This is a genomic window from Tamlana crocina (assembly GCF_012037625.1).
This window is the reverse complement of sequence record NZ_JAAVJS010000003.1, coordinates 118707-141755: the sequence shown is the minus strand read 5'-3', so window position 1 is coordinate 141755 and position 23049 is coordinate 118707. Positions and strand designations below refer to the sequence as shown.

Genomic DNA, 23049 nt, shown 5'->3' with positions numbered 1-23049 from the left:
GCTTAAAACATTATCCCGCCTGCCGTTTATAGCTATTTATATATTCGGTAGGTGTTTGTCCAAATTGCTTTTTAAAACAAGTCCTAAAGTATTTTGGATCTGAAAAACCTACCATAAAAACAACCTCGGTAATTGAATACTTTCCTGATTTTATGAGGTTTGACGCACGTTTTATTCTAATTGTTCTCATGAACTCTGATGTAGATTGACCTGTGATAGACTTGATTTTTAAATGTAATGCAGAGCGGCTCATTCCTATATCCATTGCAAATTGTTCCACAGAATAGTCTGTGTTATCAATATTTTTTTTGACTATTTTCAGACATTTCTTTAAAAATTCTTTGTCAAGCTTATTGGACAACTCTTTCCAAGTGGAGGACGTTGGCTTGGTTTTAAATTTTTCTGCCCATTGTTTTTTAGTCTTCAATATGTTTCCAACCCTGAGCCTTAAAACTTCTATATTGAAAGGCTTTAAAACAAACTCATCTGCACCTGTTTCAAGTCCTTCTTTTTCGTTTTCTAAACCTGACTTGGCCGTAAGGATGATAACGGGTATATGGCTTGTTTTTATATCATTCTTAAGGATTTTACACATTTCAATACCGTTCATATTATTCATCATTAAATCGGTAATAATCAGGTCGGGATTATTTTTTGCAGCTGAATCTAGTCCTTCTTGCCCGTTATTTGCACATAGCACATGATAGAACTTACTAAAATAATTGGACAAGTACTCCTGCAAATCCTTATTATCTTCAACAATTAGTATAGTAGGTGTTTCTGAGGAATGCCGTATTACTTGACTATTCTTCTTGCCCTCCGCGGTAACATCTCTTAAATCTTTTATTTCGTTTTTAACAAAATTAAAGTGGTGCTGTTTGGGCCGTTCTTCCAAGATGGCGGTATCTTCATAGGCCATTTTTGAAAGCGGTATTGAAACGGTACAAATTGTACCTTTGTTAACCTCGCTTGATATTTCAATACTTCCCTTATGTATCTCAACAAGTCGCTTAGTGTAAGCTAGCCCTAAACCAGAGCCCGTTTGTATTGTATTACTTTCTGTTTTCGCTTGGTAAAACCTTTCAAACAAACTGGGCAATTCCTCATTTTCTATTCCAACACCTTCATCTATCACTTTTATAATCGCAAATTCCTTTTCACCCTGACGTTCTTTGTTTATTACTAGTTTCACTTTTCTATTGGGCGGAGTGAACTTAAATGCATTAGACAAGAGGTTGTATAATATTTTTTCAACTTTATCATTATCAAACCAGGCTGGAATATTATTTTGGTGGGGTATAAAAATAAAATCAATTCGCCTTTCATCTGCTATTTCGTGAAATGCATCATAAATTTCTTTTGCAAATTCCACCAAGTCACCTTCTTCAACAATTAGGTTAACCTCCCCCGACTCTACCTTTCTAAAATCAAGCAATTGATTTATTAAACGCAACAAACGTGTAGAGTTTTTGTACATTATGTTATTTAGGCGTTGCAAATACTCGGTATCATTACTACCCTCCATAATCTGCTGGAGGGGCCCTATAATTAGTGTTAGCGGGGTTCGTAATTCGTGCGAAATATTTGTGAAAAAGCGCAATTTCATCTGGTTTATTTCTAATGATTTTTCATGAAGCGCACTTTCTAATTTTAATTTATTTTTTAGCTTAATTTGATTCCATCTTACTTTAAATATTATGTATATTACGGTAAGTCCCGCTACCACAAAAAACAAAATTGCTGGGGGCGTTAAATACCAAGGCGGAGTTATTATGATATCAATTTTTTTAGGTATTTCGTTCCAAACTCCTGAGCTATTAGCGCCATAAACTTTAAAAGCGTAGGTTCCAGGAGGCACATTGGTGTAAGACGCAAACCTTCTATCACCACCTTTGGATGTTTGGGGTTTATCTTCAAAACCTTCTAAAAAAAACCTGTAACGGTTCTTTTCTGGGTTCGAAAAATGCATACTTGAAAAAGCGAACTCAAAAGAATTTAAATAAAAAGGCAATTTAATTTCTTTAGTTTCATTAATATCTTTTTTTAGAACTACGTGGCCGTTTATCTCTTTACCGACATCCACAGACTCATTAAAAAGCTTAAAGTCGGTTATTGCCACTTGTGGGGGAAGCATATTAACTGTTAGGCTATTGGGTTGAAAAAATGTAAACCCATTTACGCCACCGCAAAACATCATTCCTGAGGAGGTAAAAGCCATAGCGCTATCCCTAAACTCATCAACGTTAAAACCATCTCTTTTTTCAAAGTAAATTATTTCACCGGTTTTAGGGTTTAGCTTAGAAATTTTCCTAGCATGCATGAGCCAAATATTACCTTGCAAATCTTCCCTTATTTGATAGACCACATTGCTTGGCAAGCCATTTTCAATTGTGTAATGGGCAAACTCCAATTGATCGGCTTGGGTTGTGTTTAATCGGTTTAATCCGCCGCCTGAAGTACCTATATACAAAGTACCATCTTTTGTTTGGTACAAGTCCAATATGTAATCGTTACTTAAAGTGGTAGAATCTCCAATTGTGCTATAATATTTATCGAACTTTACCGAGCTTCCATGTGCTTTTTTTAACCTGTTCAGTCCATTATTTGTACCTATCCAGATAGTACCTTGGTTATCTTCTAATATATCTCGAATATTATTGTTTGATATGTTTGAAAGCTCGTTTCCAGAGGCGTTATAACTAGTAATACGGTGAGGTTCTGAATGCTCATCAAAAGTCATTTTCACAAGTCCTTTTCCCCATACTCCAAACCAAAGATTGCCCTTTTGATCTTCTTCTATGGCAAAAACGCGACTGTCAATTGAGTTGCCGTCACTATCTCGAAGGCTGTTAAAGGCCTTGATTTGATAAGATTTGGACATATCGTTATATGTAATCTTGCTGAGTCCACTTGTAGCGCCAACCCATACCCCGCCGTCCTTAGCTTTCTTTAATCGAGATAATTCACCTGTAATTTTGGGCTTAAGTCCTTGATCTAAGGTTTGTGAGTAGCTGTATATTAGTGTTGGTTTTGAACCTGCTTTAGAGTTGTTGTTAAATGTATGTGCATCTAAAGAAATAATATCCCCATCCTGTGTTCCAAACCAATAACTGCCATCATTAACTTCACAAATGGACATAATAGGGGACTCAAATAGTTCTGAAGGTTGTTCAAAATTTAGATATTCGTTAGAGTTGTAAAAAGTGTGGTTATCTAAATCCATTTTATAGACCCCGTGGTTAAAGGTTCCCAACCAGAACACATTAGAATCGTCTATAAACACCTGTTGTATGTCCTTTTGCCCTATTACTTTTTTTAACTGGCTATCTCGGGCTAAGTTAGCTTTAGCCCCAGTTTCAATATTATAATTAAGTAATAATCTGTTTCCGCCGATCCATAACCTATTTTGTTTGTCGACAATCATGTCTATTCTGCGCTGTATTTTTAGAACATCTGGGGCTATACCCGAACTCAAAGCGATTTTTTTCGACTCGATAACCTTCAAATCGTCAGTCAATTTCAACTTAACCAACTGTAGCCTATTGTTTATTATCCAAACAGTATTCTTTGGATATTCCAAGATATCAAGAACGCCTATTCCTGGTCCAAAAAGTGCTCCATTATAATTAACGGCATCAATTTTTAGCTTCGGCAGGCCATCCTTCTTAACAACATCTAGTTGGTATAATTGAACTTTTCCAGATGGAGAGGCTACCCAGTATTTTCCATTTAATGCCGGCACAATCTTTTTTATGTCTAGATTAAGGTCTTTGCCTTTTTCTAAAAAAGTGTCATTCTGTAATTGCCCTTTCTTATTAAGTTCAAAACACTTAATCCCTTTGGGAGCGTTAATGAAAAAAACGCCCGATTGCGATTGTTGAATATTGTTTAGTCCAGATGATTTTTCTCTATTATCTCCCTTGAAGTAGGTATCAATCTCTTCTGTTTCTGTATTTATTCTATTGAGTCCGGCCGAGGTTGGCACCCAAATAAAACCCTTCTGGTCTTCAAACAATTGAAACACAATATTACTACTTAAACCTTTTGAGTTTAAAGCATAATTATACTGTTTCATTGCGTACCCGTCATACTTGTTAACGCCATTAAACGTTCCAAACCACAGGTAACCATGTTTGTCTTGAATTATACTCGACACCCTGTTATGGGAAAGCCCTTCATCTCCTCCTATATGGTTTAAACGCCATTGGGAAAACATACTTGTGGACGCAAAGAAAAGCAATCCAATAAAAAAAAAATTCAAAAGACTTTTTATCATTTCAACACAAAATTCATGTTTAATTTTGATAAATATATACAAACTGCTTTTAAGTCTTCCTATTTAGGACCATTTGCTGCAAAACATTTTGAAGTGATGGCTTAAAGTTTCATATTACAAAAGCCCATCCCGACACCTATCGCCATTAAGCAGAATCTCGATCTATAAAATTAAATGGCACTTTAAACTCACCTTTTGCTTTATCTAAAATCATTTTTGCACCTTGTTCGCCCATCACTTTAAAATCTGTTGAAACAACGGAAACACCAAAAACCTCCTTTAAGGCGGTGTCGTTATAAGATATTACACCCACGTCTTCACCTAATTTATACCTGTTCTCTCGTGTTCGCCTAATAAAATTTACTAAGTCTCCTTCCTCGATAATAATGAATAATTCGCCCTTGTTTATAGACATATCATCGCAAACCCTATCAACCACCTCAAAATCAAAATGATGCTCTAGGCAAAACAACTTTACCCCATGCAAAATTCTTTTAGGATAGGGGTAAACGCCAGTTTCAGGGTAAACCAACATGACTTTTTTATACTTACTTATTTTCTTAATCCCGGTTTTAAGTGCTGTATAGATGTCCTTTTTAAAATCCTGATAAACGGTAATAGATTGACTATGGTCTTGTTTTAAGGCATTATCCATTAAAACCAATCTGTTTTTTGGAATTTTATTAATGGCCTCTGATACCCTATTGGTCATACTGGTATGTTCCTGTGCTTCAGTTTTAAAGTGTGGCATGATTACATAATAGTCATAGTCTGATTTATGTTTATCCAACAAACCTAAAAACAAGGACTCATCACAATGGTATATATGAAGATCAACAATAGAATCAGCCCCAATTGTTTCAACAAAAGAATTATAAATCCTCATTTTATAGGAGCTTAATTTATTGATAAGAAAAAGGATTCTAACCTTTGAAATAAGCTTTGTTCTGGCAATGTAAAACCCCTTACCTCGAATTGAAGCTATAACCTGACGTTTCTTAAGAATGTTGTATGCTTTCTCGACAGTGTCTCTGGAAACATAGAGCTCCTCACTAAAATTGTTTATGGAAGGAATTTTTTGATCGATTACTAAATTACCAATAACAACGTTATGAATTATAGATTTTACAATCTGTTGATATTTGGCTTCTCTTGAATTTTCGTTAATTTTTACAAACTCTGATATTTCCATATAACTTAATTTTAAAAACTTTTCTACAATTAACAGCCCAATATTTCATGGCCTTTTTTGAAAAATTATGTTATACCAGTTAATAATCTAAATCACCCCAAGAGAAAACACCTTTTATTGTTTAAACAGAAAAACGTTGAAATATTATTCATTAAAAATTTGCTTTACAAAGCAATAATTAAAGAACGTGTTTAATGTGGTAGTCTAGTTTGGTTATTGGTATGTTTCAAAACTATTTTAACACCTACTACTTTGAAGGGTAAAATGTTTTTTTTTTAGGGAGATATGTTTAAAACACACTGCAGCACCCACGCAATATGCTATACATCAAAACGTTACACTTTAACCAAAAAGCATCCAGAAACCGTGTTTTTAAACTTTAACCTTAATTAATTTCAATTCTACTTTTCATTTTATAACCCCTTTGACTGCACACCGATTAATTCTGGAGCGTATTTTTGTGAAGAAAAATTAGGGTTGGACTTAGGCACCAATGCTTTGGATTTTTCAATTTTAGCCTCCATTATTTTAATGGATTCATTGACTTTTTCAGGGTATAATTTCACTAAATTATTACGTTCTCTCGCTGGTAGCTTAAGCGAACCGCCTGTTCATTTAATTCGGGACTGTAATATCGTTTTTTCATGTTTCCAATATATTTGTTTTGTAACACAAACAGTCTTAAAATTTTATGTCCGAGTAAAGGTAACAACTCCAGTAAAAGCACATCTACAAAATAACTACATACATATTTTATGACAAGAAATAGAGCAAACCGCTAATGGTGTTTGTTTCTTTTCACTTCTTCAGCATAAATTTCTCCAAAGTATCGGCTGGTTGGTCTTAACCTTCTATTTTTTTTTAAAATGAACCTGAGGACTGAATAGTTACAGGCCCCAACAAACCAGAGGAAACCAATGCTTCATTTGGTGCTACCCGATCTACATTTACCCAAGTAAACCTTTCTGTTTCCGGCAGATTTTTATCTCCTGTTAATCGATTTCTCCAAACATTTACGACCTCAATTTCTAGTGTGTTTTCTCCTTTTACTATAGCATCATTTATCTTTAACTTAAAAGGGGCAATCCATGTGTCACCAACATCATTTCCGTTAATTTTAACTGTTGCCATAACTCCTACCTCACCCAAGTCTATAAAAAGATCTGATTCTGTTGTATCCTCAGCATAGTTAAAAGTGGTTGTATAGGTAGCCGTGCCAGAGTAATATTTAATCTTGTCGTTTTCGCTTTCAATCCAGTCTGTTAACGAATTAAACACCACAGTTTCTTTAGGCCCGATAACTTTGTTCTTAAATTCAACTTTCCATGGGTCATTAAGTGTTTTTACCACTTTAGTTTCTGGGAAATTAGTTTTAGTGGTTAAAGGTTTATCTTCGTCTTTTGAATTATAAAAAACCACAAACCAACTCTGCAACGGTTCCATTTTTAGAGGTACGGTAGTACGATTATTATCTTCTTTAAAGTTGTTTAGTGGTTTTATGTTTCCTGTTACTGCATCCCAAAGTTGAGGCTTCATGCCTTTAACTCTAAACGAGGGTGTAAACTCAACTTTTTCATTGCTTTGATTTGTTAAAAAATAAATATCCATGCCGTTCATGGTACGGTGTGTCCACAATACGGATTTTTCACCATTTAAATCCACATCTTTATTAATGTTTAATTGCCTTAAAGCTTCTTGTAATTCTATACCGTCAACAATGGTGCCCAAACCGTAATTCTTAATTTCTTCTTGACTACTACCCCACATTTTATCAGCAATCTTTTTCACCTTTTCATCACTTTCAGGGTAATTTTGTAAGCTTGGTGATTTTAATGGTGCCTTTCCATATATTTTTCCGCCTTGGCTCACTAAACTTTCTATTTTAGCTAAAAGCTCTGGTCGCATAGTATCAAAAGGCGGTAAAACCATTAAACTGTAAGTCATGCCATCGGGCAAGACGAATTTACCATCCTTAACCGTCATTCTGTCCATAATCACCTCGGCATTGATATAATCATAAGAATAGCCTTTTGGTAATTCGGGATTTCTTACCCCTGTCATTATTGGCGCATCCTCTCCTATAAAGTAACAAACATCGGCTGCGTATTGCCCCTGTTGCAGCATGTGTTGTGAGCGCCGTAGGTAATCAAAATAAGATTTAGATTTCTTAAACCATGTATTGTGCCGATTAAATTCGGTACTAAACCAAGCATTTACTCCCGGAACTCTATTATCATCTGGTTGGTGGATATACAAATGCAATACTAAATGGTTGATTCCTTCCGTAAACGACCAATCTCCCCGTTTTTTTAGCATAGCCGGATGCCTTACATAGGATCTTTGACCAGCTGTAAAGGCTTCGGCAGACACCCTCTTTTTACCATAAATATGTGCTGCAGACGAGGCTGATTTACACTCGATATCCCCTAAGGTCCCTTCGTTCCAAAACTCACCACTTACTAAATCTGATTGTCCGCCGTACATTAAGAATTCTGACGGAAACCCCCAATGACCATAATTTTCTAACCAAAGTTGTAAATTGTCCTTATTACTGGCTTCTCGCAAACCTCCAGTGTACTCATAAGCCACCGCATTTGCAATAGAGCGGCGTAAATCCCATAAAAATCGTTCGGTCTCTTCTACACTTCCAACAATTCTACCAGTAAAAACAGGCAAATATTTTTTTGGGTCGTAACCAAATTCTTGTTCAAATTTTTCAGCATATCCGTCAGTCCAGTTTTGAGCACCCATTTCGTAACTATCGGCAATTACATATTTAAATGCGCTTTTACTCTCTTGTGGAATGCGTTTTAACAACTCGCCGATAAACTGGTTGTAATGAAATTGAACCATCTCTTTGTTGGCTTTGTCTACCTCGTAGCCTTTTCCTTGAGGGGCTGATGGTGCATTTGTTGTACCCGTTGGTGTCATCCCATAGCGTTGGATAGTCCAATCTCCAGCGGGAACATCCCAGCGAAGATTTCCAGAGGCATCCATTTTATCGCTGATATCCAAAACTTGGCTTGTGCTAATTTTTAATGATGTATCTGCCAAATCCTTTTGTTGCTCCCACCTGTAGCTATCCCAAGCAGGAAAAGGTGTTGTGTGCATTCTAGCCAACGTTTTTCTGGCATAATCTTCTACCCCCGATGCTTCGGAAATTATAATTTCGCTTAAATCCCATGTTCCTTTTAAATTAGCAACTGAACCTATTGCATTAAACTTTAGCTTAAATTTATCTGCTCTAGTTTCAGGTATACTTTTCAAAATAGGAGCATATTTATCGGCACCTACGTTAGGTGTCAATTTTCTTCTATCAATAGTAAACGATTTTATTTTTTTATCCGTGCCATCAACATTTGCATAGACCTCACAAGCTAGAAGCATTTCACTTTTACCTGGGAGAATTTGGATGCTTTTGGCTGCCAATTGATCTTTTAATATAATTTCAACCTCATAACTTTTTATGCTTTTCGAAAAACTTGCTACCCCTGAAGTTTTTCCGTCAATTAAATTTTTCGAATTTGCAATACTTGGAGTTACAACAACTTGAGTTCCACTAACAGAACTTGTTTTTTCTTCTGATTTTATGGAAGGGAAAGCCAAAACATAAGTGTCTTGAAACTCGGTTTCGGGCTGTTCTAATTTTAAATCTATTTTTTTACCTCCTTGAATTTTTGTTTCTGAATAAGTAATATACCGCATGGCCATATCTGCTTTTATCCATGGCCCACCAGATTGGCTCCACCCAGGGCAATTAAACACGCCAATATCAACCCCTACACGCTTACCCTCATTTACGGCATGCACCATATGCTCCCACCAAGATTCGCTCAACATGGGGACTTTTCCATCTTTTTCATCTGGATTTATATTGCCTATTAAAGCCCCGCCAATGCCAGCTTCTTTCATGGCCTCTAAATCTTTGGTAATACCTTCTTTTGAAATATCATCTCCTATCCAGTACCAATAGCACCAAAGGTTGTTATCTTCTGTAGGGGTTATAAAACCCACTTTCAGGTTTTCCAAATTAGAAATTTCCAATTTATCGGATTCCTTACAGTTAACACAAATAAGCCCCAATAAGATTGTTAAGATTTTAAATGTTGTATTTGTTAAATTCATTTTAGTATTGCATCTAATTAAATTGAAAAATAAATTAACCCTAAAAAGCCATCCATCAAATTCCAATGATGTGCATTAAAGAAAGTTATGTTTAGGTTATGTAAAAAAAAGTAATTATTGAAAACTTTGTATCCTGTTGTTTAGGGGTGCAACACTGTTTTTCAAAAAGCCAACAATAAAAAATTACCGAGAAAACCTATAAACACTCAGCATCAAAAACAAATTTTAAATTAACAAACAACACGCATCATATAAACAGAAAGAACAGGATAGTTTTGCACTTAGCATCATATAATTTTATCAGTAATTAACCACTAAACTATTTAATTATTAAGTTAAAACACAAAAGTATGAACAAAAAGACACTCTTTTTATTAATGATGGTTTTTGGGCTAGGACAGTTACCTGCCAATACTGAGCCCAATCTACTCGACAGGCTCTATAATTTATTTTCGAGCACACCCCAAAAAAAATTGGTTTACAATAAATATGAATGCTCTCCAGCAGAAATAATGACAACTGCTACGATTGAAGCAATAAATAATGGCAGCTGGCAGGAAACCAGTACATGGTCTACCGGAGTTATACCATCAATTAACGATGATGTACTCATTCCCACAGGAATAACGGTTAACTTGGTTGGTGTGGCCAAAGCCAAAACCATTACAGTTAACGGTATTCTAAAAGGTATTAGCGGACAAGTAAATAACGCTGAAATAGATTTAGAAACAGAATGGCTACTGGTAAGTGGCAGTGGTGCCCAACTCGAAATAGGTACCGAATTACAACCCTATGTAGCTAGTGGAAACTGTAAAATTACCCTAATAGGCAGTGATGACGGTGATAACATTGGAAATATGGGCGACAAATTCATAGCCGCCATGAACGGTGCTACCATCGAACTACACGGTGAAGAAAAGATAAGCTGGACCCATCTAGGAGCCAATGCTACGGTTGGCAGTAATCAAATTACCTTGTCTGAACCCGTAGATTGGGAAGTAGGCAACGACATACTGATTGTTTCCAGTAGAACCAATTGGAACGAAGCCGAAAAAAGAACAATTAGTGCCATTAGTACCGACAAGTTAACGATTTACTTTACCGAAGCTTTAAACCACCCACATTTCAGTGCCATAAAAACCTATACAAGGGCTATCGATAATAAAACCTGGACAGCCGATTTGAGAGCTGAAGTTGGATTGTTATCCCACAATATAAAAATACAAGGTGATGCCGCTAGCGAAAGTACTGGCTTTGGCGGCCATATTATGGCCATGACAAACAGTACCCTCAAGGCAAGCGGTATTGAACTATACAGAATGGGGCAAAAAGCCAAATTAGGACGGTATCCATGGCATTGGCACTTACTGCACACCTTTGGTACTGGGCAGTATTTAAAAAATTCGAGTATTCATAAATCTTTTAATAGAGCGGTTACCATTCATGGTACAAGCTACACCACAGTCGATAATAATTTTATGTACGACCACATTGGCCATGGCGTGTTTTTAGAAGACGGAAGCGAACGATACAATATGATAAAAAACAACGTAGCTCTACTTACAAAAAAACCTAAAAAAGGAGAAGAACTCACCCCTTCAGACAACCAGTTTAACCAAGTTCAGGATAGAACACCTGCAACCTACTGGATTACAAACCCCAACAACATCATTGAGAATAATGTAGCTGCAGGAACCGAAGGCACTGGTTATTGGTTTGCATTTCCACAGAAACCTATGGGCGCCTCGGCAAACGACTCCAGGTTTAATGGTATAGAACCTTACAAAGAACCCCTAGGGCTTTTTAAAGGCAATAAAACTCACAGTAGCGTTAGCGGCGTTGATGTTTTTGATCAATTAACCCCCAACCATGCTATTTTGAGCAATAGAGGTTGGAAAAACTCAGAAGAACACGTGTTTGAAAATTGCACATGGTACTCCAACAATCTTGGTATATATACGGGATTGGGCAACAGCGTAGGGCAAAGATTGGCATTTACTTCCAACCTTATATTTAAAAACAATATCATGATAGATAACCCTACCGCAATTCAGTTTGCTAGTTACTCCCAAGTAGTCGAATCTGCCGTAGTTGCAAACTCAGGAACGGGGATTTTTCAGGGCAAAGCAAAACTATACAGGATGTACGATGGCGCTGGGCAAATAAGGGATTCACATTTTGTAGGCTGGAATAACATCAATGCCACTTTTCTAAGCAGTGGTGGAGCCGCTACAAAAAACACCAATCACCGGTTTTCTGGCATCACTACAGATAACAACGGCGTACCTCATATAAATTTACCAAATTACGACATCAAAATAAAAAACAATGACACCCGGCCACAAAACCCATCACATCCTAGAAACTGGAATACGGTTGTATTAGATGAAGACGGTTCATTAACAGGTAGAGCTAATTCTTCTATTGTAAGTAACCACCCGTTTATGTTGGTGGGCGATGAGTTTCAACATTCAAACTGGACGCGAGCTTTTAGAAGTCCGCACAACTTTGTCTTGTCTGCACTTCGTTTCCCCGGGTTACCAACAAGCAATATTCCAAACGTAACTTGCAGGAGAACCAAAACAGGTACACCAACCGCGTCTTCATACCATATTTATGGTTTTAAAACGTTCATTCAATTTCCGTTTATTGTCAACGAAGATTTTCAATACACGTACACATTTGAGTCACTGCCAAGCAACAAAAAGATGAATGTTGCCATGGAAAACGCTGCTGAAGGAGATTCGTATATTATTAAATTTACAGACTTTGGTAAACTCGGTGGTTTATCATTAAAACTTGCGGGAAGCCCGATTACAGAAAGTGCTTCTCTTTCAAGTTTAAAAAACAACAATGGAACCAATTTCTACCTAGAGAACAACGGTGATCTGTACATTAAATATGTGGCAACGCAGTTTAACCAGAATATAAATATGAAATGGAACACAAATTTTACAGTCCCTATTTTAGATACCGACAACGACTTGGTTAGCGATAGGCAGGAAATTGAAAATGGCACCGACCCCTTTGACGATGATGGTGAAATTCTCAGAACTCAAGATTTTATTGCTACTAGCGACGTAAGGCTTTTTCCAAATCCAGCATCACATAGCCTGCATTTCTCAGGACGCTATTTTAATACCGAAACTACCGTTCAAATTTATGATTTAGTGGGCAAAATGGTTCTGCAAAATCAATTTAGCACCAACGACAGCCCCAACAAATCACTAAATATTTCGAAATTGCCCAAAGGACTGTACATGGTAGTCATGACCAATAATAACGGTAAAAGCACCAAGAAAATAGCTATTGAATAATCATTGATAATCTTTTCGTTCTCAAAAAAAGGTAGAGGTTTTCCCCCTACCTTTTTTTGTGTTCGTATATTTTACAAAATAGCTTCTATACTATACTTAAAAAACTTCTTTCTTTTTACTTTAAATCCATATATTGTTTCAGAGGTGTTTCTCCTATTTTTCAACAAAGGTCTCCCAGAAAACCTCTTTAAAGCTAATGCCTCTTTTTGCTTAAAGCAGAAAAAATCAAGTTAAACTAATCAATTGCATATTTACCTTTAAGCCGTTCTGGCATGGCTGAAGGTATATATTGTTCGCCAGAACCTCGGTCGCCTTGCGCTTTATAATGCGGACTTGTGCTCGTACTTTCTGGTTGATAAGCGTCTTCCCCACTTTCGATTTTCCACCAATTTAGCCATAGGGCCTCCAATTCTGCGACCTTATTTTTATGCTTTTCGGCTATATTATTGGTTTCAAAAGGATCTTTTTCAATATTGTACAGTTCCCAACCATTTCCGTCTACTTCTACCAACGTCCATTTGTCCGTTCTAACCGCCCTGTTATCCATAAATTGAAAAAACATTGGCGCGTGTCGTTGCCATGCCTGCTCTTTCAATAAAGGAATAAAGGATTGGCCTGCTAAATTTTGGTTTCTAGATACTGGTCTATTCTGAGCCAACTCCATAAAACTAGGCATAAAATCCACAAGGTTTAATTGTTCGGTTTTTATACTGTTTGGTTTTGCTATGCCATTGGGCCACCTAACGATAGCTCCTGTTTTTACACCACCAGCATGCTGGCTGATTTTATAAAGTCTTAAAGGACTCACACTAGCATAGGCCCACCCCGTACCCAACTGATAATTAGACCCCTCATCACCTGGCAAAAGCCCTCTTTTAAGCAATACCGAATCCATTACAGAAAAGGAGTCTGTGCCGTTATCGCTTAAAAATACTATGAGCGTATTGTCATCTTGGCCTGTCGCTTTTAAGGCATCCATCAACTTGCCAATACCAACATCCATGCGCTCTACCATAGCAGCGTAAACAGACATGCGTAAATCTTCTAAATCTTTTTGAGCCGCTGTTAAACTGTCCCACTTAGGCAAATTCATTGGGTATTCTGGTAAAGGTACATTGCCCTTAATAATTCCAATTTGTTTCTGTTTTTTGATTCTAAGCTCTCTAATGGATTGCCACCCTTTTATATAGGAGCCTCTATATTTTATAATGTCTTCTTTGGAAGCTTGCAAAGGGTTATGTGGCGATTGGTAGCTTAAATAAAGAAAAAAAGGCTGCTGGTTAGGCTCTTTACTCGATTTTACAAATTGAACGGCGTGCTCCGAAAAGGCATCTGTTGAATAATAGTCATCACCAAAATCTTCAAATTTTTTATCGTTAACCCTATAATCTTTTCCACCTCTAGTATAACTGGAAAAACCGCCTAAAAACCCAAAAAAGTAATCGAAGCCTTTGTTGTTTGGTTTCCCATCTAAATGCCATTTTCCAACTAAACCTGTTCTGTACCCCACTTTTTTTAGCTTTTCGGCTATATTCTCTCCGTTTTGGGCGCCATAACCTGCTCTTGGCCACCATGTACCAGTAATTAAAGCACTACGGGATATAACACACATACCGGCATTGTACGTATTAGGAAAGCGAATACCTTCTTCCGCCATTTTATCTAATGTGGGGGTATGAATCTCACCACCGTAACAGCCTAAATCACTATAGCCTAAATCATCAGCCATGATAACAATTATATTAGGCTGTGTATTTTCTGAATTATTTTGGGAAACACAGTTGGTAAATGAAACAAAAACACCTGCACACATTAGTACGTGCCTAATTATTGATCTAGTATTTTTTATTCGGTGCACAACAAAACAAAAGTAATTTCTCATAATCTATGTTTGGGGTTTATATGATGAAAACATATCGACAAACGGAGTATCCCTAACTTCTTTTTTAGGGTTGTAATTTTTGTTTATTGATGGCCAATAACGTCCATCTATGTTTTCATTTAACCAACCCATTAATTTTAAGAACATACTGTCCTTAAGTTTAGGTTCTGAATGTATAAGATTGTTTTTTTCATAAGGGTCTTCCTCTATGTTGTATAGATACAAACGTCCGTACCAATCGTAAATCAATTTATAATCGCCTTCACGAATCGCAGAATGAGGCGTTAGCGCATAAGGCTCAAAAGGGGAGTTATAGATTACATTGAAAGGATAGTGCCAATAATGCGTAGTTTTTGTATAATTTCCTTTGTCATTCTTTAAATCTGAAAGTAGCGGAATGATACTTTCTCCATCCAATTGGTGTTTTTCAACTACTCTTTTTGAATTATACCCAGCGGCATCCAAAAGGGAAGGATAAATATCTGTACAATCTACAGGGACATCTACCCATTTCCCTTCTTGCACCTTTCCTTTCCATTTAAAAATTAAAGGCACCCTTATTCCACCTTCAGTTAAACAGGCTTTACCTCCTAAAAAAGGATCATTATTAGTGCCTTTATCATTTGGGGTGATTTCAGCATCTATACCTCCGTTATCAGACATAAAAACAACAAGGGTGTTTTCTTCTATATTTAAGGCTTCTAGTTTATTCAAAATAGCTCCAACAGAACGGTCCAGGCTTTTTACCATGGCTGCATAAACCGGGTCCTTGTGCCCGTTCCATCCTTTAGTTTTCTTCTTTTTAAAATGGGCCGTTTCATCTTCTTTTGCTTGGTAAGGTGTATGTATGGCAAAATGCGAAAAATATAGAAAGAAAGGTTTTTCCTTTATCTTGGCTCTTTCCTCTATAAACTGTAGTGCCTGCACGGTTAAATCATCGGTTAAATAGTTTTCTCCTGTTATTCTCCCTGCTCCTCCTATTTCTAAATCTTTAGGGGCTACTTCTGGAAACATATCATTACTTTTATTGTTCCAAATACCTCTCCAATTAAAGTAAGTAGAACCTCCTGCGTCAAACCAGGCTAGGGGCTCAAACCCTTGGTCTTTTGGCTGGTAACCTTTGGCCCCGAAACCTCCAAGGTGCCATTTCCCAATGAAAGCCGAATGGTAATCCTTTAAAGCTTCTGCAATTGAAAGTTCGTCTTTACCGCCATCTATTTTACTGCCTGTAGGAACGGCTGAATTGGAAATACCGTTAACGAGCGCTTGTTCTATTTTAATGGGGTCTTTATGTTCTAAAACGTCATGAACATAAAAGCCTTCTGGAACTTCTAAATTTTGGTTGTAGTATGTATTTCTGGGAGGCATAGCCGTTGTAAACCCAATTTTTCCAGCATATTTGCCTGTTAAGATACTAGCCCGTGTAGGTGAGCACAATTGATTTGCATAAGCCTGCGAAAAAGATGTTCCTTGGCTAACCAATTTGTCGATATTAGGGGTTTCATAAAACATTGCTGAGGGGGTTGCTCCAGAAAATTTTGATGCATACGCTTGACTATCCATAATCCCGTAATCATCGGCCAATATAAAAATAATGTTGGGGCGCGATTGCTCTTGTACTTTACCAATACTTTTTTTATCGGTTTTAGATTGACAAGCAACTAAAATCAACACCGCTAGGCCATACACAAAGGTTTTTCTTTTTTTCATGTTCTTAAATTTTATTTTTTGGTGCCGCCAATTTTTTCATTAGTAATACTGAACCGAATTTGATTCCAGTTTTCAACACCTATCATCGTTTTATATTTATTATAAACTTCATCTTCTTTTTCTGTTCCATAGGCTTGATAAACCTTCCAAACCGGTTTTACACCTCCGGGGTTTTCTTGATCATCAGGAAAGCGTCTTAATCCAAGGCGCAACCCTCCCTCATTCCTATTGTCCTGCCAATTGTGGTATTGAAATGCATCTATACCGTCTAATTTTTTTATCTTCTTCATGGCATAGGCCATTCCGGCGGCTTGCTCATTCAAATCTTGTTCGCTGTACGATGGTGAGTTGGTACCGTTTTCAGACAGGTAAACCAGTCGTTTCACTTTTCCTTTATACAATACGCTGGGCTGTTTTACCCAGGCATCTAAAACTTCTATATTTTTAAAGGTAATTAGTGGGGTATCATAATCGAAGCTTACCTTCTCATCCAACCATGTTTTTGGTTCTCGCAAAGATTCTGGATAAGGGTGGTGCGCAATGCCCCACTCAAAATCCCCTTCTTTTTCTGAAAAGAGAAGAAGTTGCTCAAGTAATGCTTTAGAATGATAAAACTGCGAATTGGAAGTCCAGTTCCAATAATGGGTCAAAGAGATAAAGACTTTTGAATTTGGATTATACTTTCTGGCAATGTTATAAGACAAACGCATCGATTTATGGTAGAGACTCATGAAAACCAAAGCCGTTTTTTCGCCGGCATTGGTCCAAACCCAACCGGCATCAACTTCATTATGAATTATCCAATGGTGAATTCGTCCATATTTTTTATCGAGTCTGGTATATCGTTTTGCCAAAAAATCGAGTATTGCAGAATAATACTGAATGCCTTCCGGTGAGGTTACATTTGGCATGGCATATATGCCTGCTGGATCTGTGTCGGGGTGTTGAAGAATGTTACCAATAACTTTATCTGGAGACTGAGATGCTTTTGCTACCAGTAAAATAGCTGAAACTTCAATATTTCTTTTTGAAGTAGAGCGCAAGGTTTTATCGTACTTTTCTATTTCCTTTTTATTAATATAATAGGTTTTCCCTAAATAGCTATGAGATATATTATCTATTGAAGGTGCAGACCTAAACAATCCATTAATTAAAATATTTACGGTTGCACTGGCAATGCCCAAACTATCTAAATCTGAAATTGGTGCCTCTCTATTAGCACTATACCCGCCAAGTCCTTTTTTAGATGCCAGCTTCGGAAACTCGTAATTATATTTTGGCACTACCGAATCGCTATAACGGGCATGGGAAACACCTTTGAAACCATTAGCTTGTTTTTCTACTATTATCCATTTTGAAAGCAGGCGATCTTGTTGGAATCCATGACGCTGAACATAACGATCAAGATTCATTGTAAAATTTTCATCGTTACCTCTTATTGCTATTAAATTTTTAAATTGCTTTAGTTCAGTGCCGTTTAGATATATCGGGATTTCGGCTAGGTATAAATTACTATTTCTTGAAACAGTTCCACTTATCGTAATCTTATCATCCGTTACCAAAACATTGGAAACCCTATTACTATAATTTTTATTTAAGTAAGCCTGTAAATTCTTTTCAAGAATGAGTTCCTGTTGTTTTTTCTTTTTTTTATTTACCTGGATTTCCAATTCTCTTTTTGTCATTTCCCTCAGCAGAATATTCTTTATCTGAAGATTTACCCCTGGCTTTGTTCCAAAATCTAACCGCAGAAATTGACCAGTTTTACCCCAGTTTTCTGTATATTCGCTAAGGTCTATCCTAAAGTCAACCCAACCCTCGGTACTGCCAACATCACCTACCATAATGCTCTTAATTTGCTTTCCTAAAGGGTAAAAATAAACCTGTATGTGGTCTAACCCAGAGGGACAGAAATAGCTAAAGGACAATTGATTTTTCTTACCGTTTAAATCTTCTTTCAAGGGCTTTAAAAAAACATATGGATCGGTTCCTTTCGTTCTAATGGCATACCCTCTGCTTTCTAGATTTTGAATTTCAACTTCATTACCGTTTCTGGCATCAATATCCAAAAGTGTTACATTTTTTTGAGAAAAAACTGACGCTGAAAATAACAAAAAAAAGAAAGTATATTTGAACATAAATTATTTAGGCTTTCAAAGAATTGTAAATCTACGCTGTATTACCCAAAAAACTATCCTGTAGAATGAGGTAGTGTTAAAGTTTTTCATAGACTTTTTGTTGCAAGTCAGATGGTAAAGTCCTCACAGATTAGTAGGCCTTTTTTTTGAAAATAAATACTTTTATTTGATATTAAACAAAACACCTAAAACAAAAAAAACTGATAATCAAAAGATTAACAGTTTTTGTTTTTTCCTATTATTAGGTTCGACGGGGTAACACTATGTTCCTAATTCCGCTCTACTTTTTTTTAATACAATAGTATAAAGCGATTTTTTTAAATTGACGAAAACCTAAAGTTCTCTTTTAATATCTATATCATAGGTAAAATAATCTGTATGATAATATACTTTATTGAATTCTACAGGCCGCTCTCCAACATCCAAGACCAATCGCTCACGCTCTAAAACCGCATGATTATCATAAATACCTAATGCATTGGAAATTTTCTGATTTGCTGTTATGGCTTTTAATTTTTCTTTGGATGTAGATACAATTATATCGTGCTCAATTTCCAACAATTCATAAAGTGGCTTTTTAAAATTTTCTTTTCCAGAAATGCCAACTCTTGGGTGAAAATAAGAAATAGAATATAAAAATTTTCCTTTTTTAGACCCTCTAATTTTTTCCAATTTCCATAAATCTTTTTCTTCTGAAACTCCCAGAGCTTTATATACTTCTGGAGTGGCTTTGACTAACTCAATAGACATATGATAATCTACCACTTCTATACCCTTACTCCGCATTTCGTTGGTAAAACTTATCCAGTTATCTAGGCGGGTAGATATTTTTTTTGCGACTACTTTGGTTCCTACGCCTTTTTTACGCTCTATCAATCCCTCGAACACCAACTGGTTAATTGCCTGCCTAATGGTATTTCTTGAAACCCCTAATTTTTTCGATAACGCTACTTCTTTAGGCAAAAGTTTATCCCCTTTTATATATTCTTCTTCTTGTATTAAACCCCTTAAATAATTTTCAATTTGCACATACAAGGGTATTGGGCTCGATTGATTGAGTTTAAAGTCCATAGATTACATTTTATTATTACCAAATATATAACAAAAAATTTGTCCAAAATGGAATACATAAATAGTGATTTGTATTTGCACCATGGGCTAGTTAGTGCTCATTGGGTGATGACGGCATTTTAAAAACGCCCCATTCTTTATTAGGTTCATCGCCCATTTCCAGTTCTAATTTTCCGCCTTTCAGCAATTCACTTGCCGGAAACCAAAAGTTATTAAGTGCTCTCCCATTAAGGGTTGCTTTTTGAACGTATTTGTTATTGAATGATGCATTCTTCGCTTCAATTACAAAAGATTCTCCCCGTCCATTATAAGTATCTAAGTGTATTTCTGTTTTTTTGAAAATCGGGCTGCCTATTTCATAAATAGGATCTACACGAACTCCTCCATCGGTTTGAAAAAGACCTAAAGACGCCATGATAAACCATGCACTCATCTGTCCCTGATCTTCATCGCCTAAATAAGCGTTAGACACTCCAAAACCGTAATACCTATTAATAATATCTCTGCTCCATTTTTGCGTTAACCAAGGTTTTTTAACCCAATTAAACAGGAATGAAAAATGCATAGATTGTTGGTTTCCTTGCGTGACCGGAAAATCCCAATACAGCTCGTTAGGGGCATTGTACCGCCAAGGACTGCTTATATTAAAGCCTTCATCCAAACGTTTTGCTAATTCTTCCTCGCCAACAATGGCCGCTAGTGCTGGAATATCTTGCGGAACAAAAAAGGTTAACTGCCACGCATTCCCTTCAACAAACTGAAAATTGCCTGCCGTTTTAATAGGGTCGAAATCCGGAAACCATTCGCCATTGGAATGCCTTAAATGCGCATATCCGGTGTTTGGGTTAATGGCATTTTTCCACCAATATCCACGATTTATAAACTCATTATATGCTTTCTCCTTTCCTAAGGATTTTGCCAATTGAGACACTGCAAAATCATCAAATGAGTATTCAAGCGTGTTTGAAAACCGCCCTTTATTGTAGGGAACATAGTTGTATTTAAGGTAAGGCTCTAAGTCTCTATTGCCTGCGTATCCATTACCAACCTTTTGTCCTTTTGTTGTTTGCATTTTATAAACAGCTTCAAAAGCTTTTTCTGCATCTATATTGCCAACCCCCATTTGGTAAGCACCTACTATAAGCGGAATTTCGTGTTCTGCCACCATAACTGGAATATATTCCATTCCAGCGGGTCCTTTGGCTAACCAACCATTGGCATCGTACATGGCTAATTGTGAGTTTACCCATTTTGACGACCATTCTGGTGTTACTAAATTCCAAAATTGATTTAAGTTCCAAAATGTATTCCAAAAAGCATCACACCCTAGGGCAACTCCATTAGGGTCTTTTATTTTTTGAACTTGTTCTTCTGCATCCATCCAACTGCCATCAACATCACTAAAAATGTTCCTGCTCACTAAAGCACGGTACATATTAGAATAAAATCTTGTTTTCTCTAACCTGTTATTTGAGGTTATTACAACCCTATTCAATAAATTGTTCCAAGTATTTTTCTGGTGCGCTCTTACACTGTTAAAATCCCAACCAAAAGGCTTAGTTATTTCTTCGTTTAAATTTAATTCGGCGTTATCAATACTAACATAAGATATAGCGGTTCTTGATTGTACTACTTGGTTTTTATCAGTATTAAATTCTACAAAAGCGACAATATCTTCGGGGTTGTTTATTTTTAATTCTTCCGTATTTATTATAGTGGCATCATCTTTTCCTTCTTTATCTCCATCTACCCAAATACCAAAATCTTTAATTGGGCTATCAAACTCCATTACAAAATGTACAGTATATTCTTGTGCAATCGCGTCCCATTCTTTTGGTTCATCTCCGTTTTCTATGTAATGCTTTCGGTAATGACCTTCACCCCAAACGGAAGGTGAAATTTGTTTGCTATAACCAACTATTTTGTAATCATTTACTTTTTTAAAATAAGCTTCTTCTATATTATATTTATATTCTGAAGGTATTTGCAGGTCTACAAGAATTCTAGAATTTAATTTATTTTTAGGATAGGTGTACCGCTGAAAACTAGCCCTAGTTGTAGCTGTAAGTTCTGCTTTTATATTATAATCGCTTAGAAACACAGAATAATATCCCAACGGCGCTTGTTCTGTACTTTTATCAATACGTGAACGATACCCTGAATCTGGATTATCTGGACTTCCTACTTTTGTAATTAAAGGTCCGTTTGTTGGAAAAGTACCTAAACCTGCCATGGTCCATTCATGAATATGGCTAAAAGTGCCTACGCTTTCGTATGACGGTTGGTAGCCTGCTTGCCAACCAATACTCTGGTTATCTGGACTTATCTTAACCATACTAAAAGGCATCCAAGGCCCCGGAGCTATCATCCATCTAGAATGCCCTGTACCTATTTTTGTATCTACATAATCTGCGAATGAATTTAATGGTTGAGGTGTTCTTTTTATTGAACCCTGTTGTATTATTTTGCCATTTAATAAAACAGAATAACCACTAACTTTCGAAAGACTTACAGCAGGCATGGGAGCTTCATAAATATTTCTACCATGCTCTATTGTTTCTTTAAAAATGGTTTGATTATCTAATTTTACTTGCAGAAGCGGTGTTCCTGAAAGGTGCTGAAAATCAATCAATAAGGGCTGAACTCTATTACTATTAACTTCCAGTTCATAGTTTGCTGCTTCAACATTTCGTAAAAATGCATTTTTAGGCTTTACTAGCTCTACACGTTCAGGCCCCTCTAATCGAACTTGATCAAAAACCAACCAACTACCCTCTAAAGTAGTTAATTGCACCTTATTGCCCCCTAGTTTTATTAATTCATTAGGAACTGGAATGCTTAATATTTGTTCTTTAGTGCCTTTATTAGAACCTTTTAGGGCTTCGGCATTTTGCCCTTTATCTAATTTGAATTGCCATGGCTTACCATTAATATTTACCTTGAACAATGGAGGTGTTTCAGGATTACAGTCAAGCACATCTACAACCAATCGCCAAGAGCCATTTTTAGGTTTTTCATTAATTCCGAATAGAATATTTATTTCATGTGGACGTATACCCGCTAACCCCGATGTACCTCCCCAATAATCTGTTGCTCCGGGTAAAACAAAAGGGAAGTCTGCTTTTTGATTAGAAAAACCAATTAAATAAAAACGGTCTTCCCATCCAAAATCATGCTCTAAAAACTTAGTATACTCAGAATTTGCAAGCGCAAATTCTGAGCTACTGTTATCTGATTTTCCTATTTGCCATATTATTGATTGTTGTGCATTTAAAAACGTACAACACCCCAAAAAAAGCACTAAATATTTAAGTTTTAAATTTTTCAAATCCCTGTTT

9 protein-coding genes are annotated in these 23049 nt (G+C 36.4%); 1 reads left to right on the top strand and 8 read right to left on the bottom strand.

The features are described from left to right. Positions 1-10 precede the first annotated feature (10 nt). The 3 genes from HC176_RS02930 to HC176_RS02920 form a co-directional block, all read right to left on the bottom strand. Entirely contained in the window at positions 11-4261 is a 4251-nt protein-coding gene (locus tag HC176_RS02930; RefSeq protein ID WP_167916698.1) for a hybrid sensor histidine kinase/response regulator transcription factor, read from the bottom strand. A gap of 160 nt (positions 4262-4421) precedes the next feature. Further along, entirely contained in the window at positions 4422-5468 is a 1047-nt protein-coding gene (locus tag HC176_RS02925) for a GntR family transcriptional regulator (protein WP_167916697.1), read from the bottom strand. Between the two features lie 861 nt (positions 5469-6329). After that, positions 6330-9593 carry a glycosyl hydrolase gene (locus tag HC176_RS02920; protein ID WP_167916696.1) on the bottom strand — a complete coding sequence of 1088 codons (3264 nt, stop codon included), beginning with the start codon at positions 9591-9593 and terminating at the stop codon, positions 6330-6332. A gap of 350 nt (positions 9594-9943) precedes the next feature. On the opposite strand from HC176_RS02920, the gene HC176_RS02915 reads away from it, so the two are divergent. After that, positions 9944-12910, top strand: a complete 2967-nt coding sequence (locus HC176_RS02915; RefSeq protein ID WP_167916695.1) for a G8 domain-containing protein — start codon at positions 9944-9946, stop codon at positions 12908-12910. Between the two features lie 235 nt (positions 12911-13145). Here the strand turns inward: HC176_RS02915 and HC176_RS02910 are convergent, their stop codons facing one another. The 5 genes from HC176_RS02910 to HC176_RS02890 form a co-directional block, all read right to left on the bottom strand. Next, complete coding sequence (locus HC176_RS02910) at positions 13146-14723, bottom strand: arylsulfatase (protein WP_280818671.1); 1578 nt, start codon at positions 14721-14723, stop codon at positions 13146-13148. A 72-nt stretch (positions 14724-14795) separates the two neighbouring features. Beyond that, positions 14796-16502, bottom strand: a complete 1707-nt coding sequence (locus HC176_RS02905; protein ID WP_167916693.1) for a sulfatase — start codon at positions 16500-16502, stop codon at positions 14796-14798. 11 nt (positions 16503-16513) lie between these two features. Beyond that, positions 16514-18571, bottom strand: a complete 2058-nt coding sequence (locus tag HC176_RS02900; protein ID WP_167916692.1) for a DUF5722 domain-containing protein — start codon at positions 18569-18571, stop codon at positions 16514-16516. Between the two features lie 402 nt (positions 18572-18973). Beyond that, the gene (locus tag HC176_RS02895) at positions 18974-19669 is read right to left on the bottom strand and encodes a GntR family transcriptional regulator (RefSeq protein ID WP_342448659.1); all 696 of its coding nucleotides are present in this window, start codon (positions 19667-19669) and stop codon (positions 18974-18976) included. A 133-nt stretch (positions 19670-19802) separates the two neighbouring features. Further along, the gene (locus HC176_RS02890; protein ID WP_245234827.1) at positions 19803-23039 is read right to left on the bottom strand and encodes a GH92 family glycosyl hydrolase; all 3237 of its coding nucleotides are present in this window, start codon (positions 23037-23039) and stop codon (positions 19803-19805) included. Positions 23040-23049: the final 10 nt, after the last annotated feature.

Bases quoted from the DNA above. Each gene is read 5' to 3' on its own strand.
- HC176_RS02910 (WP_280818671.1), bottom strand. From the start codon at position 14,723: ATGTGTGCAGGTGTTTTTGTTTCATTTACCAACTGTGTTTCCCAAAAT.
- HC176_RS02905 (WP_167916693.1), bottom strand. From the start codon at position 16,502: ATGAAAAAAAGAAAAACCTTTGTGTATGGCCTAGCGGTGTTGATTTTA.
- HC176_RS02915 (WP_167916695.1), top strand. From the start codon at position 9,944: ATGAACAAAAAGACACTCTTTTTATTAATGATGGTTTTTGGGCTAGGA.
- HC176_RS02920 (WP_167916696.1), bottom strand. From the start codon at position 9,593: ATGAATTTAACAAATACAACATTTAAAATCTTAACAATCTTATTGGGG.
- HC176_RS02925 (WP_167916697.1), bottom strand. From the start codon at position 5,468: ATGGAAATATCAGAGTTTGTAAAAATTAACGAAAATTCAAGAGAAGCC.